Origin of the sequence: Rickettsia sp. TH2014, from assembly GCF_019249195.1 — a bacterium.
Lineage (GTDB): Bacteria > Pseudomonadota > Alphaproteobacteria > Rickettsiales > Rickettsiaceae > Rickettsia > Rickettsia felis.
Map to the genome: position 1 here is coordinate 1 of NZ_MXAX01000295.1, position 15855 is coordinate 15855.

The window sequence follows — 15855 nt, forward strand, 5'->3', positions numbered from 1 at the left end:
ATAACTATTCCTTCAAAAATCTTATTAATTCTCGCTTAAAAATATCTCATAATTATAATCATTAATCAAAGCGTACAGACCTAGAGTCTATCTATAAAGTAATTTAAAGCTAATTAAATTCTTTTTTGCTAAAAATTATAAATTTTTTTTTTGAAATAGGGTTAGCTATTCCAGCAAAAAACTTGTTAATTTTCGCTATAAAATCTCTTTAATTATCAGTTAAAATTACTTTATAGATAGACTCTTATATTCTTTTACGTACAAATAAATATAATCCGATCGTTAAAGCAATAACCAAATTGGAATAACAAGCAAAAATAAAATCTAGATTTTTTGAAGCAAAATTTTGCAATATAAAATGAATTGAAGTAACTAGCAATATTGTTAAGGCAGAAAATAATACCGGCATAAAAGTTGTTTTTTTGCTATAAGGATATCTCAAAAAAACTGCAAGTGCTAAAAAAGGTAATACAAAATTATATAAAGGCCAAATTATTCTTTGATGTGCTTCAGCAACTAATTTAATTTTTTTAGTAATAGCTAAATCATGAGGAGGGGCAAGTAATTCGCTTATATAATATTCGTTTGCTTCTTTATTATGTTTAGTTCTTTGCGATACTAATGGATTATCATTTTGTAGTTTTACCATTAAAGAATCGAAAGTTAACTGAGTTAAATTACCGTTTACGTCATATTCTTGTCTTATGCCTTTATTAAGTTCAAAAATCGGGCTATTATCATATATATTAAGAGTACCTGAACCCGCAAATACTACTGATGGGTTATCAGCGTTGCGATTATCAAATATTATTACGCCGTTCATAATATTTCCTGCTGATTTTTTATCTATAAAAACAGTGATATCTTTCGTTACTTTATTAAAAGTTTTCTCTTCAATCATACTTGAGATATAATTATTCTTTATAAAGTTTAAACGTGATTTTAAGTTTATATGAGATAAAGGCAGGATGGTAGAAGATATATAATAAGCAAGTAGCATAACTATTGATGCGACATATAAAGCAGGCAATGCTAGCTGTACATTATTAACTCCCGAAGCTTGTAATATAATTAATTGTCGCTCGACTTTTAAATTATTATAGATATAGATCACGGCAATAACCGTTATTACCGGTAACAGAATAAATAATAAAGTAGGAAGTACTAGAACTATTAAACTGAAGAAGTCCATAACTTTTATGCCTTTATCAAATAAGTATAAAAGTTTTAATATTTGCGTTATCCATACTATACTAGTTACCGAAAAAGTAACGACTATAAGCAGCGGTAAGATATTTTTTATAAAGTATTTTCGGTATAATAGCATAATATTTGTTTGGTTTTTTGATGTCATTCCTGCAAGGCATTGTTGCGTGGCAATCTCGTTAAATATCCTGAGATTGCTTCGTCAATTACTTCGTAATTTTCCTCGCAATGACGAAAGGATAAAGACACCAACCTTTCTTATTATATTATTTGCAAAGGCTCGATAAATTAATTTACCTATCACTATTGTTATAAATGTAATAGCAATGCCATAAATTATATCACTTGGGTAATGCATGGCAAGGCTTATACGAGATAAAGACACGAGTATGATAACACAAATCATTAAGATTTTTAACGGTAATTTAATATAATCCCAAATAAAATATGTTACCAAAACGCTAAGAGCCGCATGGCTACTTGGAAAGCTTGAAAAGCATCTTTCATTTGCAGTATTTATTATGGTCATGAAACTATCAGCAGGAAGACTGCAATAAGGGCGAGGAAAATTAACTGAAAATTTAAGAGCGGTAAAAATTAAACCGAATACCCCGTATATTATACCGATATCAATTAATTTATTATAATTGTGCCAAAATTTATTTTGCTGTTCATTATCATTTTTAATTTTCTTTAATTGAATATAAAAATATATACAGTATAAAATATATATTAAGGCGAAATTAGCGATATTAAAACAAAACGAAATTATTTTTAAAAGGTAAGGTATAAATCCGATATTAGTAACTTTATTCAAAAATAAGAATATTTCTTGATTTAAGCCACAAAAATTATAAAAAACTTCAAACATTATTTTAAATATTTATGTTACAAGTAACAATACTTGGATGCGGAGCATCTATAGGCGTACCGGTGATCGGGTGCGATTGCAGTATATGCTTATCGAATTCAAAGTACAATAAAAGAACTAGATCGGCAATATATATTAAAGATGAAAATAGCCAAATACTAGTTGATTTTGGTTTTGATATTAGAAATCAACTATTACGAGAAAAGATAAACAAGCTCGATTGTGCTATATTAACACATTATCATTCCGACCATGTTAACGGCATCGATGATTTACGGGTATTTACTTTTATGCAAGGTAAGCCAATTGAAATCTATACAGATCACGATAGTACGGCAAAGCTCCATACAAAATTTGATTATCTATTTAATAATAAGTTATTTAAGCTTGGGCGACTGTTCACAACTCAATCTGTTAGTTTTTTTGATAAAATTAAGATTAATACTACTGAGATACAATTTTTTAGACAACATCATGGTCCTATAGATAGTTTAGGTTTACGTATAGGTGATTTTGTTTATTCGCCCGATGTAATCGATTTTCCTCCTGAATCGGAAGAGTATTTAAAAGATATAAAAATATGGATATTAGATTGTATGGATTATAAATCAAATCCGAATCATGCAGGGCTTGATAAAGTTCTAGAATGGCATGAAAAATATAAACCTGAGCAGATATTATTAACCAATATGAGACATACGATAGATTATCATGAGATTACGAAAATGCTTCCAAATAATGTTAAGCCGCTTTATGACGGTTATAAATTTACGGTTTAGTTTATGATTATTTTAGAAAAAGTTTGTAAGCGTTACGGCAAAAATTACGCAATTAAGAATATTGATTTAGATTTTACTACTAAAGAAACTACTGTAATAATTGGACCTTCGGGAAGTGGAAAAACTACTCTACTTAGAATTTTAAATAATTTAGAAGAACCAAGTAGCGGTACTTTTTTGGTAGACGGGAAGAAGCTATTATCTAAAGATAGAAGAAAGCTTCGCTTAAAAGTCGGTATGGTTTTTCAAAATTTTAATCTCTTTCCGCATTTAACGGTAGGAGAAAACCTAATTTATACACCGGTAAATGTATTAAATTTATCAAAAGAACAAGCAATTTCTATGGCAAAGGAATTACTTGCAAAATTTAAGCTAACGCAAAAATTTGACTCATATCCGCTGGGTCTATCAGGAGGACAGAAGCAACGCGCCGCAATAGCAAGAGCCTTGATGATGAAACCGGAAATTTTGTTATTCGATGAACCGACTTCGGCACTCGATTCCGAAAATATTAAAGATGTTATAGAGAATATAAATTTATTAAAAGATCAAATGAGTATGGTAGTAGTCACGCATCATTTGAAGTTTGCAAAATTAATAGCGGATCGTGTTATTTTTATGGATCAAGGGCAGATTTTAGCAAATCAGCCTGCTAAGGAGTTTTTTAATAAACCGGCATCGCATCGAGCTAGGTTGTTTTTAGAGAATATCGGTGATTTAATGTAATATTCTTGATAAATATAAAATTGCAAATTATAATTAGTATTTAATTTAGTATTAATTATAGGTCTAATAATGGAACATATTTATGCAAATCTAACAGTTAGTATCTCTGAATTTAAAAAAAGTCCTACCGCATTATTAGATAAGGCAAGCGGCGAGCCTGTTGCCTTATTAAATCATAATAAACCGACTGCTTATTTAATTTCCGCTGAATTATATGCAAGAATCATTGAAGCTTTAGATGATAATTATTTATTAGAGCTTTCTAAAACTAGATTAAAAGATAAAAAGGAAGCAATCAAGGTTGATATAAATGACTTATAGTCTAGAATTTATTCCTATTGCCAGAAAAGAATGGGATAAGTTAGGTTCTACAATAAAAGAGCAGTTTAAAAAGAAGTTATCAGAGAGACTTAAATCACCCCACGTACCCAAAGATGCAGTAAACGGTGGAAATAACTTATATAAAATAAAGTTGAGGTCAGTCGGTTACCGACTAGTGTATGAAGTAGATGATAAGCGTATAATAGTACTTGTACTTGCTATTGGAAAAAGAAATCAGAATGAAGTGTATAACAAATTATTTTCTCGTATTTAATTTCTTAGTATCATATATGTAAATGAACATAATATCGCCACAAAACTTTATTTCCGTTAGCATCGGTTTCAAAAGCTGTTTCAGCAACGGCAATTGCATTAATGGTAGATCAAGGAAGTTTAGATTTTGATGAAAAATTCAAATTACCATACTTAAAAAATACTATTAGTCTTAATAATATTTTAAGCCATACCACAGGTTATCAATTCTCAGGAAATATTGAAATTGAGCAAGGAATGAGTCACTCAAAGCTTTTAATGCTGCTGCAAAAACAACAAGCTAGTTGTAAACCAGGGCAATGTTATAAATATAGTAATATCGTTTTTAGTTTGCTTGAAGAGCTTTAAATTGTAAAAAATTAAGTTTAAATGCTGCAACAGATAATTTGCGTACAACGCTTAAAACGCAAGATATACAAATATTACCGCTAGAGCCGAATATACAACTTGCTTATCCGCATTCTAAATCAATAATAGACGGACAAGAGGTAATAACATTACTGCCGTTTCCGCCTTACTACCCAAAGACGGTACCTACATCTGCCGGTATTTTTGCATCGATAGATGGAATGATTGAAATATTCAAACTTAGTTTTGGTTATAAACCGAATCTTATTTCTAAAAGTACTTTAGATCGTATGTATAAAATAGTAAAATCAAACAAAGATGTTTTTGAATTTAAATGGCAACCGATGTGGTCTATTGATAAAAAAATGATTGAGTCATATTACGCTCTTGGATGGCGTATTCTTAAAGTATAAGGACGCTCAAATAAGGATTTAATTTTTCACTCAGGCTATATTAACGGTATTAATTCTTTTATTGGTTTTATACCCTCAGAAGATCTTAGAATTATTATTCTAGTGAACCAAGAAGGTAGTTTTCCACTTAAAAATGGGTTGAGACTTTGGTTTGATTATATAGGTTAAAAAAATTATATTATATGAATAAAAAACTTATAAAACTTATTTTTATAATTTGCAGCACCGTAATTGTAACTGGTTTGTTATACAAATATATCAATCAGCATCATCCAAAATTTTTCAAAGAGCCACAAAATATAGGGAGTTTTTGTACGTCGTTATTAATATTATTTAGTATAATTTACAGTACTATTGGCCAAAATGAAGTGCGTAAATTTTGTTTGCAATTAGCAATGTGGGCAGCAATTTTTTTAGTTATAATAACCGGTTATGCTTTTAGGTTTGAGCTGAACTATGCTTATCATAGGGTAATATCTGCTTTGATTCCCTCATATAAATGGTCTACTGAAGTCGGAGAAATTATTATAGCTCGTAGCGGGGACGGGCATTTCTATATCAATGCTTTTGTAAATAACGTTAAAATAAAATTTATGGTAGATACCGGTGCAAGCGATATAGCTTTAACTAAAGAAGATGCCCAAAAATTAGGCCTTGACTTAACTAAATTAAAATATACTAGAACTTATCTAACGGCTAACGGCGAAAATAAAGCTGCTCCTATAACCTTAAATAGTGTAGTAATCGGTACGGAATTTAAGAACATCAAAGGACATGTAGGTCTAGGTGACCTTGATATTTCACTACTCGGTATGTCGCTACTTGAACGTTTCAAAGGTTTCAGGATTGATAAGGATTTATTAATTTTGAATTATTAGACTTCATCGTCATTGCGAGGAAAAATTGAAAATTTTGACGAAGCAATCTCAGGATTTTGGCACAAGATTGCCACGCAGCCTATGGCTGCTCGCAATGGCGATTTTAAACCATAAACGCCGTATTAAAACGGAATTTTGAAACCAGGCGGTAAGCTCATACCGTTTAAAGCTCCTGATAAAGAATTTTGTGAATCTTCATCACATTTTTGTTTAGCATCATTAAAGGCAACTTTAATTAAATCTTCAAGCATTTCTTTTTCTTCTGCTTTTAATAAAGATTCATCAATTGTAATCTTTTCAACTTCACCTTTACCGGTTGCAATAACCTCAACAAGCCCGCCGCCGGCTTTACCGGTATATCTTGCATTTGCCATTTGCTCTTGAGCTTCTTGCATTTTCTTTTGCATTGATTGGGCTTGCTTTAAAAACTGATTAAAATTTACCATAATTCTATCCTTTAATTTTTAGCTTTTAAGTAAAAAATCTGAAATTACTATATTTGGGAAATGTTTTTTAATTAAACTAAAATCATTACTTACTTCAATCTTACCTATTAACTGATTCTTTAAGGTTCGCTTGCTCTGTCCCTTTATGATTACTATCTCAAGCTTTTCTTTAGTAAAAGCAACTAACAAATCTTCTATTTGTTTTTTTATTTTGCTTGTAATTTCAAGGCTTACGAGTTCTAATCTATTATCACTGAGATTTTTAAGTTCTGTGTTATTAAGTAGAAAGTAATATATATCTATCTCATTATTTTTATATAGATATTCAAGAAAATCTACAATTTCAAATTTTTTTTTTATTTCCGGATTAATTGGTTGATTTAAATTTTGATTATTACCGTCAAAATCTGCAAGCAAGGATAACGATGTCGAATATATAGATTTTATAACTAACATTTCCGTTTCTGCTAGTCTGTTATAGGAAATTTTTATTTCTCCTACTCCCTTATTATATATTTGCCATAAGATTGATAAATGCGGCAAACTGATTTTACCTAATATGCTTTTAGTTCTATCGTTAAATGATTCATATATTGGCAAACTATAATTAGGCAACATTTTTACTTTATTAAGATACGCAATAAAATCTGCTACCGATTCTATAAAAATCTCAAGATTAACCGAAAAACCGTAAAGTCTATTTATTAAATTTATAGCTTTTTCCGTCTCTTTGCGAACTATATACTCCACAAATTCTATTATAACGGAAGCGTCAACAAGCCCAAGCATTTGATTAATTACATGAGGGTTAATTATATTATCGGATTTTGCAGACATACTGGCTGCTTGATCTAAAATAGACACTGCATCACGTGCCGACCCTTCAGACTTATGAGCTATAATTCTAAGGGCCTCTATATCGGTTTTTAAATTTTCCTGCTTAGTTATATATTCAAGTAGCTTAAAAATCTCTTCAAAATTCAACCGCCTTAAATCATAACGTTGGCATCTTGAGATAATAGTTGCAGGTATCTTTTGTACTTCCGTCGTTGCAAAGATAAATATTATATGAGGCGGCGGTTCTTCTAAAGTCTTAAGAAGTGCATTAAATGCTCCCTTAGAAAGCATATGCACTTCATCGATAATGAAGATTTTATGCTTCCCTTGTAGAGGTTTATATTCAGCGGATTCTATAATTCTACGTATATCATCTACGCTAGTTTTACTTGCTGCATCAATTTCGATTATATCAGGGTGATTATGATTATTAAAGCTGACACAATTCGTGCATTCTTCGCATGTTTTAATAGTCGTATTTTCGGCGATTAAGGCAGAGCAATTTACGGCTTTGGCAATAATACGAGCCGAGGTAGTTTTACCGACCCCTCTAATACCTGTTAAAAGATAACCTCCGGCGAGCCTATCGTTTAAAATAGTATAACTTAGAACTTTGACAAGTACCTCTTGTCCCTGAAGCTCAGCAAAATTACTAGGACGATATTTCCTTGCAAAAGGTATATACTGATTAGATGAATTTATATCTGTCACGATTGTTATAAGACTTTTTATGTCATACCTCGTCATTGCGAGGAAAAATTGAAAATTTTGACGAAGCAATCTCAGGATATTTGACGAGATTGCCACGCCGCTTCGCTCCTCGCAATGACGATTAATTGGTCAAGCCACAGCATGATAATATAACTGTATTTACTCGAAGTCTTTTTGAAATTGCTCTTTTATTTTTTAAGAGTTCATATGCTCACGTACTTAAGTGTACGCTCCACTATTCACTCTTAAAAAATAAAAGAGCAATTTCAAAAAGACGAAGAGTAATGCTAGTAATGACCCACCGAATCCCACTCCGGCTGCTTCCTTTCAGACCTGACCGACTAAACAGGCACAATGCCCACTACTAGCATAATTAACATAACCTGTTTCTTTTCAAGAAACAATATATTTTTTTTCTATTTCCGATTTTGTTAATCTTTCAGGTGGACCGAATATTTCAGGGTTTTTTAATTTGAATAAATCATCGGAAAATTTTTGTACTTTAGCTATTTTATCAAAAGTAATAGTGACTATATTATTATCTTCAAATATTTTTAATGCCTCAATTTGTTTAGTAGCTTTATTAAAAGTAATTTCGCTATGCTTATCCGTTAAAGTATGATAGATAGTAATTTTAGAAATATTTCCTTTGTTAACTACCGATTCAAAAACAAAATCCTTGTCAAAATGCTTGTTATCTTCTAATAAAAAATTAAATGTATTTTCGCTTCTATTAATACGGCTTACTTGCTCCATATCATAATCATACATCGATACGAAATTTTTAGTACCTATTATAACTAAAGGGAAAGGAGGATAATAATTACATCTAAAATTATAAGGTTTGTGGATTAGTAATTTTCCTTTAACTATTTTACCGTACGAATCTTCTTGAGTAAAATCTATAGCAACCGATTTTATCGTATGTAGATAAGTTTTTAGCTCCGAAATAGTTGTTTTATCATCTGCTCCAAACACTACGACTGAATTTATAAAAACACAAATAATAATTAAGAATATTTTTTTCATTTTTATTGTTTTATATTTTAAATTATGTTTAAAATACCTTAGTTATTTTGTTAAAACAAATAATATTTATGAAAATCGTTGCTTTAAAAGAAAAGGCCAAGCATGAAACGCGAGTCGCTATAACGCCTGAAGTAGCAGGATTACTAGTCAAAAAAGGCTATGCGGTTACGGTAGAAAAAGATATAGGGCTTTCTGCCGGTTTTCTTGATGAAGAATATGTTGCTCTAGGTGCTAAAGTATCTTCGGTACCACTCGAAATTACTTCCGATGCCGATATTATATTAAAGGTGCAACCTTCATCCGTTACGGATAAATATAGTGAGCTTGAATTTGCAAAAAAAGGAGCAATTATTATAGGATTATTATCACCTTATTCAAATCATGAATATATAAAAGCGGCAGCCAAAAAAAACCTTACGACTTTTGCTATGGAATTTGTGCCGAGAATTACTAAAGCTCAAAATATGGACGCTTTATCTTCTCAAAGTAACTTAGTAGGCTATAGAGCGGTAATTGAAGCAAGCTATCATTACACAAAGGCTTTTCCTATGATGATGACGGCAGCAGGGACGATTTCACCGTGTAAAACTTTGGTGCTGGGTATCGGTGTTGCAGGACTCCAAGCTATTGCAACGGCAAAAAGACTCGGTAGCATTGTTGCAGGATATGATGTAAGAGCAGCTACCAAAGAGCAGGTAGAGAGCTTAGGAGCTAAGTTTGTTTCACCGGAACTACAAGAAGATTTGCAGGATAAATCAGGTTATGCTAACGAAAGTTCGGAAGATTACAAAGCTAAACAAGAAGAGTTCTTAGCAAAAATTATTAAAGGATATGATATAGTTATTACTACTGCACAAATTCCAGGGAAAAAAGCTCCTCTGCTTGTTACGGAAAAAATGCTAGAATCTATGAAGCACGGTTCAGTGATTGTTGATATAGCGACCTCTACAGGAGGAAATGCGGAAGGTTCAGAACCTGATAAGATCATTACTAAACACGGTGTTACCATAATAGGTTTATCAAATCTTGCTACTAAAATTGCTACCGATAGCTCAAAACTCTACTCTAAGAATTTATATAATTTTCTTAGTTATGCCATGCAAGACGGTAAATTTAATATGGATGATGAGTTAGTACGTGATATGTTGATTACTAAAGACGGCAAAGTTGTGAGTGAGAAATTAAATATATGAATCAATTACCGATAATGGCTAAACAAGCGGTTGAAATTGCCCATAATACTCAAGAATTATCAGATAAATTAAAAGATTTGGTAATAGATACTAGTTGGCAAACAAACACAAGTACTATAGACCCGCTAGTATTTGCTATAACCATTTTTGTATTAGCTTCTTTTGTTGGATATTATGTAGTGTGGAAAGTAACGCCTGCACTCCACACTCCGCTTATGTCCATTACTAACGCTATTTCAGGTATTATAGTTCTTAGTTCTATGATCGCCGCAAGTAGCTCTGCTTTTGGGTTTTCCGGTTTACTTGGGTATTTTGCAACGCTGCTTGCTTCTATAAATATCTTCGGCGGATTTATAGTAACAAAAAGAATGCTCGAGATGTTTAAGAAGAAATGATTATAATGTTATACTGCGTTGCCTGCGTGGAGCATTAAACGTGTTCGATGTCATTTCTGCGAAAGCAGGAATCCATCATAAAGCGAGATAAATCGAGCTTTTAATTTCAAAAATTTGCTGTATTTATACTTTTTTTAGATTCCTGCTTTCGCAGGAATGACATAATTAAGTCATAAGGTTAACGTTTATAGTGACAAAAACCAACCTACAACTCTAGTTCTTTATATTCAACGGTAACTACTTCGTATGATTTAGATCCTTTCGGTGTTGTAACTTCTACAAAATCACTTACCGATTTTCCAATCAAAGCTTTTGCTATAGGAGAAGCGATTGAAACTCTTTTTCTAGTTATATCGGCTTCATATTCTCCTACAATAATATATGTTACTTCTTCTTCAGTATCGTCGTCAATCAAAGTGACCGTAGCTCCGAATTTTATGTTATCTCCTGATAATTTACCAATATCAATAATTTCCGCTCTTGCCGTCATATCTTCAAGCTCTTTAATACGCCCTTCTATAAACGCTTGTTTCTCACGTGCCGCTTCATATTCTGCATTCTCGGATAAATCGCCGTGTTCTCGTGCTTCGGCTATATCTTCACTAATTTTTTTACGCTCTACATGTTTTAAATGTTTAAGCTCGTGTTCTAATTTTTCAAAACCTTTAGCGGTGATAGGAAATTTTGTATTCATAATTATATTGTGTAGATTTAGTAATTTTAGTATACTATTTTCAATAATATAGATTTCAGCAAGTATATTTGTAATAGTTAAATTTGTCAAATAAGCCTTTTTAATTATTTTTCACATATCTAAAAACATATTAATGATTCTATGGAAATTAAAGATTTTGACTTTGAGAAAAAGCGTAAAATTTTCCACCTATCGGCTATAATATTTCCGTTGCTTTATTTATTTATTCCAAGAACCGCTATTACGTTATTATTATTTATAATAACGGCTATTACATTATATTTAGACGTATCACGTCATAATAATGCAAAAATTAGCGAATTTGTAACTAAATTTTTTTCAAAAGTTATAAGGCCCTCAGAAAATAACGGTTCTTTTGCTCTAAGCGGCATTAGCTTTATGATGCTCGGTTTTTTCTTAACTGCTCTTCTTTTTCCTAGAAATTTAGTGATTTGTTCGTGGTTGATTTTAATTATTTCAGATTGTTTAGCGGCTCTTGTCGGCGTTAAAATAGGAAATAGCTTAGGTAACGGCAAATCTATAGCAGGTTCTGTTACTTTCTTAGCTTCTGCAATTTTTATAAGTATATTAGTGTATTTCTATTTAGGGTACAATACGAGTTTTATTATTATCATTATAAGCTGCATAGGGGCTACAGCAGCTGAATTTTATTCAAAAGATTTAAGAATTAACGATAATTTATCTATACCGCTTTCTTATTGTTTATCTACAGCTATTCTTTCTTACATATTGTGATATACTCGCCCTACTTGAAAAATTGGCTACGTCGCCTTTGTAAGACCTCGGATGCTCACGTATTTAGTATACGCTCCGCTCCTCGGCTTACAGACTCCTTGCTCTTTTCCAAGTTGAACTTCGTATAATAAGGAATATATTATGAGAGTTACACCGGAATTTTATGAGTTATTAAGAAACCGTATTAACATATCCGATGTAGTACGGCAAAAAGTAGCTTTAACTAGAAAATCCGGTAACTATGTAGGTTTATGTCCTTTCCATCAAGAAAAGACCCCATCTTTTACAGTTAGTGATAGTAAGAGATTTTTCTATTGTTTTGGTTGTAAAGCAGCCGGTGACGTTATAAAATTTACTTCTAATATTAGCGGTTTATCCTATAATGAGTCTGCTATAAAGCTTGCAACCGATTATGGTATAGAGATACCGAAATTAACTGCGAAACAGAAAGAATTTTATGAAGAATCCGATGAAATTCTAAGTATTTTAGAACTTGCCAATAAGTTTTTCAGGACACAATTAACGCCTGAAATATTAAATTATCTACACGAAAGGGGGGTTACCGAAGAAACAGTAAAAGAGTTTTCAATAGGCTTCGCTCCGAAGAATAATAAATTTGAAAAGTTTTTTCACGATAAAGATATAGATATTATAAAGCTTGGTAAAGCAGGGCTAATCGGCAAGCGAGAAAACGGCGAAATATATAATTTATTTTCTAACCGTATTACTATTCCAATCAGAAATATTTACAATAAAATTGTAGGCTTTGGCGGTAGGGTACTAGGGGGGGAGCTACCTAAATATTTAAATTCACCTGAAACTACAGTATTTCAAAAAAGTGAAACTCTATACGGTGAGCATAAAGCGATAAGCAGTAGCTATAAAAAAAATCACTCGATTCTAGTAGAAGGTTATTTTGACGTTATAGCACTACATCAAGCAGGCTTTAGCGAAGCGGTTGCGAGCCTTGGTACTAGCGTTACTGAAAATCATTTACATAAATTATGGCGTGCCGGCGATGAAATTATATTATGTCTTGACGGAGATAATGCAGGTATAAAAGCTAGCATAAGAACTATTAACTTAGCATTACCGCTTATTAATAGTGAAAAGAAAATTTCTTTTATTAGGTTACCAAACGGACTTGATCCCGACGATGCAGTAAATAAAAACGGCGCTGATTTTTTTGCAAAGCTTATAGATAAAAGAATAAGCCTGTCAGAAATGATTTGGTATATTGAGTACAGTGGCAGGAGTTTTAAAACTGCGGAAGAAAAAGCTAATTTAGAGAAAAATTTAAAAGATTACTGCAGTAAAATATCGGATAGTAATTTAAAAGCAAGTTATTACAGGTTTTTTAAAGATCAAATATGGCAAAATTTAGTCACAAAGCAGAAGAAAGCTACAACTAAAAACTCAAATTTGGCTCCTATAATTTCAAGTCACGGCTATTCAGAGCTTGAAATGCTAGAACACGCTTTTTGTGCTCTGTTGATTAAATTTCCTATAATACTTGAAGAAAAAGATATTAGAGATTTCATCTTAAATTTAAATTTTAATAATACATCGCTTGAAGAATTCCGTAATTGGTATTTAAACGAGATTATAGATAATAACGTAGAAGCAAGTGAAATTACTGCAATTGTGGAAAAAACTAGCTTTTTTGATATTTTTTTATTATTATCAAAAACGGATAATTTGTTTTTAGATATCTCATTTAATAAAAATAATATCAGACTAGATTTATTATGGCAGTGGCTACATAAGAAATATTATCTAATAAATTTACAAAAAGAATACGCTATTACCATAAACAGTACAGACAATCACGACTTTGAAAAAGTTTTATTATATAAAAAAGAAATTCTGAAGATTGCAAATGAACTTCAAGTTTTAAACGAATCTTTTATTAATCACACGATAACTTAATTATTTCAAACTTCTTTTAAAAGAAAAAAGCATATAGGTATTTAATGAGCAATAGCAATATAGACAATGATCTAGATAAAATAGATAGTTTACTTAAAAAAGCTAAATCTAAAAAGATACCGGTCACTTATGATGATATAAACAAAGCTCTTCCTCTGAATAAAAATCCTTCAATAAGACAATTAGAGGAAGCTATATTAAAATTTTCTGATGCAGGAGTAGATATTTTAGAATCTAACGAAGATGATGAAATTAAGCTTGATATCGGAATGGATGAAGAATTTAAGCTATCTACCAATGTTGATAATGAACCTGAGGATGAGGTAGAAGAAGAAAATATAGGTACTACCGATGATCCCGTAAGATTATATCTTAAAGATATGGGAGGCGTCGATCTTTTAACTCGTGAAAACGAAGTAGAAATAGCAAAGAGGATTGAGGAAGGGCGTAAAACAATGATTGCTTCCTTATGCAAAAGCCCTATTGCTATGCGTTGTTTTATAGTATGGTATGAAGATTTAGTTAATGAAAAAATGTTACTACGTGATCTGATAGATTTAGAAGCTAACATGTTACATGACGAAACACCCGAAAATGATGAAGAACATAGTAGTGAGACCGAAGGAGAAGAGCATGAGGATAATCACTTATCTATGTCTAGAGTAGAAACGCAGATATTACCTAATATCATAGAGCGTATGAAAAAGATTTCTTTTATCTGCGAAGAGCTACTCATTGAAGCTAAAAAATGTTATGAGAAATCTTTTGAGCCGAAGGTTTTACAAAATAGCAAAAAATATAATAATAATTTGGAATTATTGATAAATGAAGTTTTGGAAATACATTTTAATTCTAAAAGAACAGAAGAAATTTTAGGTAAGATGTATGGAATAAATCGTGATTTAATTAATAAAGAAACAGCCTTTTTAAAACTTGCTGAAAAATACGGAGTAACTCGCCAAAATTTCCTAGATGAATATATAGGATCGGTGATCAATGCAGCATGGAAAGAAAAAATGCTGAAAAATAAAAAAGTCGCCTGGAAAGAGTTAATTACTAAAGAATCGGATTATATAGATCAAATGATTGCCGAATTATCGCTTATAGAATCTAATACCGGGCTTTTAGTTAATGATTTTAAAAAACTAGTGAATACTATACAAAAAAGTGAGAGACAAACGCTACAAGCAAAAAAAGATATGATAGAAGCGAATTTACGTTTAGTTATATCTATCGCTAAAAAATACGCTAATAGGGGATTGCAGTTTTTGGATTTAATTCAAGAAGGTAATATAGGACTCATGAAAGCGGTGGATAAATTTGAATACCGCCGTGGCTATAAATTCTCTACCTATGCTACTTGGTGGATTAGACAAGCTATAACAAGAGCTATTGCAGATCAAGCAAGGACTATACGTATTCCTGTGCATATGATTGAAACAATTAATAAGATACTGCGTACCTCAAGACAAATGCTTAATGAACTTGGCTATGAACCGACGGCAACGGAAATTGCTAACCGTCTTTCAATGCCGCTTGACAAAGTGCGTAAAGTCATGAAAATAGCTAAAGAACCTATAAGTCTTGAGAATCCCGTAGGTGATGATAGTGACGGCGGTCAATTAGGCGATTTTATCGAAGATAAGAATGCAGTAGCGCCGATTGATGCGGCAATTCAGTCAAACTTACGAGAAGTTACCACTAGAGTACTTGCAACCCTTACGCCACGTGAAGAAAGAGTGCTTAGAATGCGTTTCGGTATAGGCATGAATACTGACCATACATTAGAAGAAGTAGGGCAGCAATTTAAAGTAACTAGGGAACGCATAAGACAAATAGAATCCAAAGCTTTAAGAAAGTTACAACACCCTATTAGATCCAAAAAGCTTAATAGCTTTAGAAGCGGTGGAAAGCGCGGTGAAGGTAATCCATCAGATTTACTAGAAGCATGATATACTTATTTAATTGTAATAGTTGAGATTTAATCTTACATTTAGTAAAATTAAGATAATANNNAATGGAGGATTAGAGATGAATCTAAATCAAAAAA

18 protein-coding genes and 1 other RNA gene are annotated in these 15855 nt (G+C 31.7%); 12 read left to right on the forward strand and 7 right to left on the reverse strand.

Translation table 11 applies throughout. From position 1 onward, the window contains the following. Positions 1-244 precede the first annotated feature (244 nt). Together KYQ89_RS06215 and KYQ89_RS06220 are read right to left on the reverse strand one after the other, a co-directional pair. Positions 245-1327, reverse strand: a complete 1083-nt coding sequence (locus tag KYQ89_RS06215; RefSeq protein ID WP_218460877.1) for an LptF/LptG family permease — start codon at positions 1325-1327, stop codon at positions 245-247. An 81-nt stretch (positions 1328-1408) separates the two neighbouring features. Continuing rightward, complete coding sequence (locus tag KYQ89_RS06220; protein ID WP_218460863.1) at positions 1409-2077, reverse strand: phosphatase PAP2 family protein; 669 nt, start codon at positions 2075-2077, stop codon at positions 1409-1411. A gap of 14 nt (positions 2078-2091) precedes the next feature. Here KYQ89_RS06220 and KYQ89_RS06225 point away from each other — a divergent pair, with 14 nt between their 5' ends. The 7 genes from KYQ89_RS06225 to KYQ89_RS06255 all read left to right on the forward strand — a co-directional run bounded on the left by KYQ89_RS06225 (position 2092) and on the right by KYQ89_RS06255 (position 5815). Continuing rightward, a complete protein-coding gene (locus KYQ89_RS06225) occupies positions 2092-2856 on the forward strand; it encodes an MBL fold metallo-hydrolase (protein ID WP_218460864.1) in 765 nt (254 codons plus the stop codon). 3 nt (positions 2857-2859) lie between these two features. Next, positions 2860-3582 (forward strand): amino acid ABC transporter ATP-binding protein, encoded by a 723-nt coding sequence (locus tag KYQ89_RS06230; protein WP_218460865.1) that lies wholly within the window; start codon positions 2860-2862, stop codon positions 3580-3582. A gap of 69 nt (positions 3583-3651) precedes the next feature. Further along, positions 3652-3903 (forward strand): type II toxin-antitoxin system Phd/YefM family antitoxin, encoded by a 252-nt coding sequence (locus KYQ89_RS06235; RefSeq protein ID WP_202069499.1) that lies wholly within the window; start codon positions 3652-3654, stop codon positions 3901-3903. Beyond that, positions 3893-4177: a type II toxin-antitoxin system RelE family toxin gene (locus tag KYQ89_RS06240; RefSeq protein ID WP_218460866.1), complete on the forward strand. Its 285-nt coding sequence runs from the start codon at positions 3893-3895 to the stop codon at positions 4175-4177. The genes KYQ89_RS06235 and KYQ89_RS06240 overlap by 11 nt, the downstream gene beginning before the upstream one ends. A gap of 92 nt (positions 4178-4269) precedes the next feature. Further along, a complete protein-coding gene (locus KYQ89_RS06245; protein ID WP_371920422.1) occupies positions 4270-4524 on the forward strand; it encodes a serine hydrolase in 255 nt (84 codons plus the stop codon). Positions 4525-4562: 38 nt separating this feature from the next. Next, positions 4563-4937, forward strand: a complete 375-nt coding sequence (locus tag KYQ89_RS06250) for a hypothetical protein (protein ID WP_256621516.1) — start codon at positions 4563-4565, stop codon at positions 4935-4937. A 182-nt stretch (positions 4938-5119) separates the two neighbouring features. Then, complete coding sequence (locus tag KYQ89_RS06255) at positions 5120-5815, forward strand: TIGR02281 family clan AA aspartic protease (protein WP_218460867.1); 696 nt, start codon at positions 5120-5122, stop codon at positions 5813-5815. Between the two features lie 122 nt (positions 5816-5937). Here KYQ89_RS06255 and KYQ89_RS06260 read toward each other — a convergent pair whose 3' ends face one another. The 4 genes from KYQ89_RS06260 to KYQ89_RS06275 form a co-directional block, all read right to left on the reverse strand. Then, entirely contained in the window at positions 5938-6261 is a 324-nt protein-coding gene (locus tag KYQ89_RS06260) for a YbaB/EbfC family nucleoid-associated protein (protein ID WP_218460868.1), read from the reverse strand. A gap of 18 nt (positions 6262-6279) precedes the next feature. Beyond that, positions 6280-7809 (reverse strand): DNA polymerase III subunit gamma/tau, encoded by a 1530-nt coding sequence (gene dnaX / locus KYQ89_RS06265; RefSeq protein WP_218460869.1) that lies wholly within the window; start codon positions 7807-7809, stop codon positions 6280-6282. A 279-nt stretch (positions 7810-8088) separates the two neighbouring features. Next, an RNA gene (gene ffs / locus KYQ89_RS06270) (signal recognition particle sRNA small type) lies at positions 8089-8182 on the reverse strand. 20 nt (positions 8183-8202) lie between these two features. Then, positions 8203-8838 carry an outer-membrane lipoprotein carrier protein LolA gene (locus KYQ89_RS06275; protein WP_218460870.1) on the reverse strand — a complete coding sequence of 212 codons (636 nt, stop codon included), beginning with the start codon at positions 8836-8838 and terminating at the stop codon, positions 8203-8205. A gap of 68 nt (positions 8839-8906) precedes the next feature. Here KYQ89_RS06275 and KYQ89_RS06280 point away from each other — a divergent pair, with 68 nt between their 5' ends. Beyond that, positions 8907-10031, forward strand: a complete 1125-nt coding sequence (locus tag KYQ89_RS06280; RefSeq protein ID WP_218460871.1) for a Re/Si-specific NAD(P)(+) transhydrogenase subunit alpha — start codon at positions 8907-8909, stop codon at positions 10029-10031. Continuing rightward, positions 10028-10426, forward strand: a complete 399-nt coding sequence (locus tag KYQ89_RS06285) for an NAD(P) transhydrogenase subunit alpha (protein WP_218460872.1) — start codon at positions 10028-10030, stop codon at positions 10424-10426. Before KYQ89_RS06280 ends, KYQ89_RS06285 begins: the two co-directional genes overlap by 4 nt. Before the next feature lie 205 nt (positions 10427-10631). On the opposite strand, the gene greA is transcribed toward KYQ89_RS06285, so the two are convergent. Then, positions 10632-11120: a transcription elongation factor GreA gene (gene greA / locus KYQ89_RS06290; RefSeq protein ID WP_218460879.1), complete on the reverse strand. Its 489-nt coding sequence runs from the start codon at positions 11118-11120 to the stop codon at positions 10632-10634. A 141-nt stretch (positions 11121-11261) separates the two neighbouring features. Here greA and KYQ89_RS06295 point away from each other — a divergent pair, with 141 nt between their 5' ends. The 3 genes from KYQ89_RS06295 to rpoD all read left to right on the forward strand — a co-directional run bounded on the left by KYQ89_RS06295 (position 11262) and on the right by rpoD (position 15757). Then, positions 11262-11876 carry a diacylglycerol/polyprenol kinase family protein gene (locus KYQ89_RS06295; protein WP_218460873.1) on the forward strand — a complete coding sequence of 205 codons (615 nt, stop codon included), beginning with the start codon at positions 11262-11264 and terminating at the stop codon, positions 11874-11876. A 141-nt stretch (positions 11877-12017) separates the two neighbouring features. Next, on the forward strand, positions 12018-13805 hold the full coding sequence (gene dnaG / locus KYQ89_RS06305) for a DNA primase (RefSeq protein ID WP_218460874.1): 1788 nt from the start codon (positions 12018-12020) through the stop codon (positions 13803-13805). Between the two features lie 44 nt (positions 13806-13849). Further along, positions 13850-15757 (forward strand): RNA polymerase sigma factor RpoD, encoded by a 1908-nt coding sequence (rpoD, locus tag KYQ89_RS06310; protein ID WP_218460875.1) that lies wholly within the window; start codon positions 13850-13852, stop codon positions 15755-15757. Positions 15758-15855 lie beyond the last annotated feature (98 nt).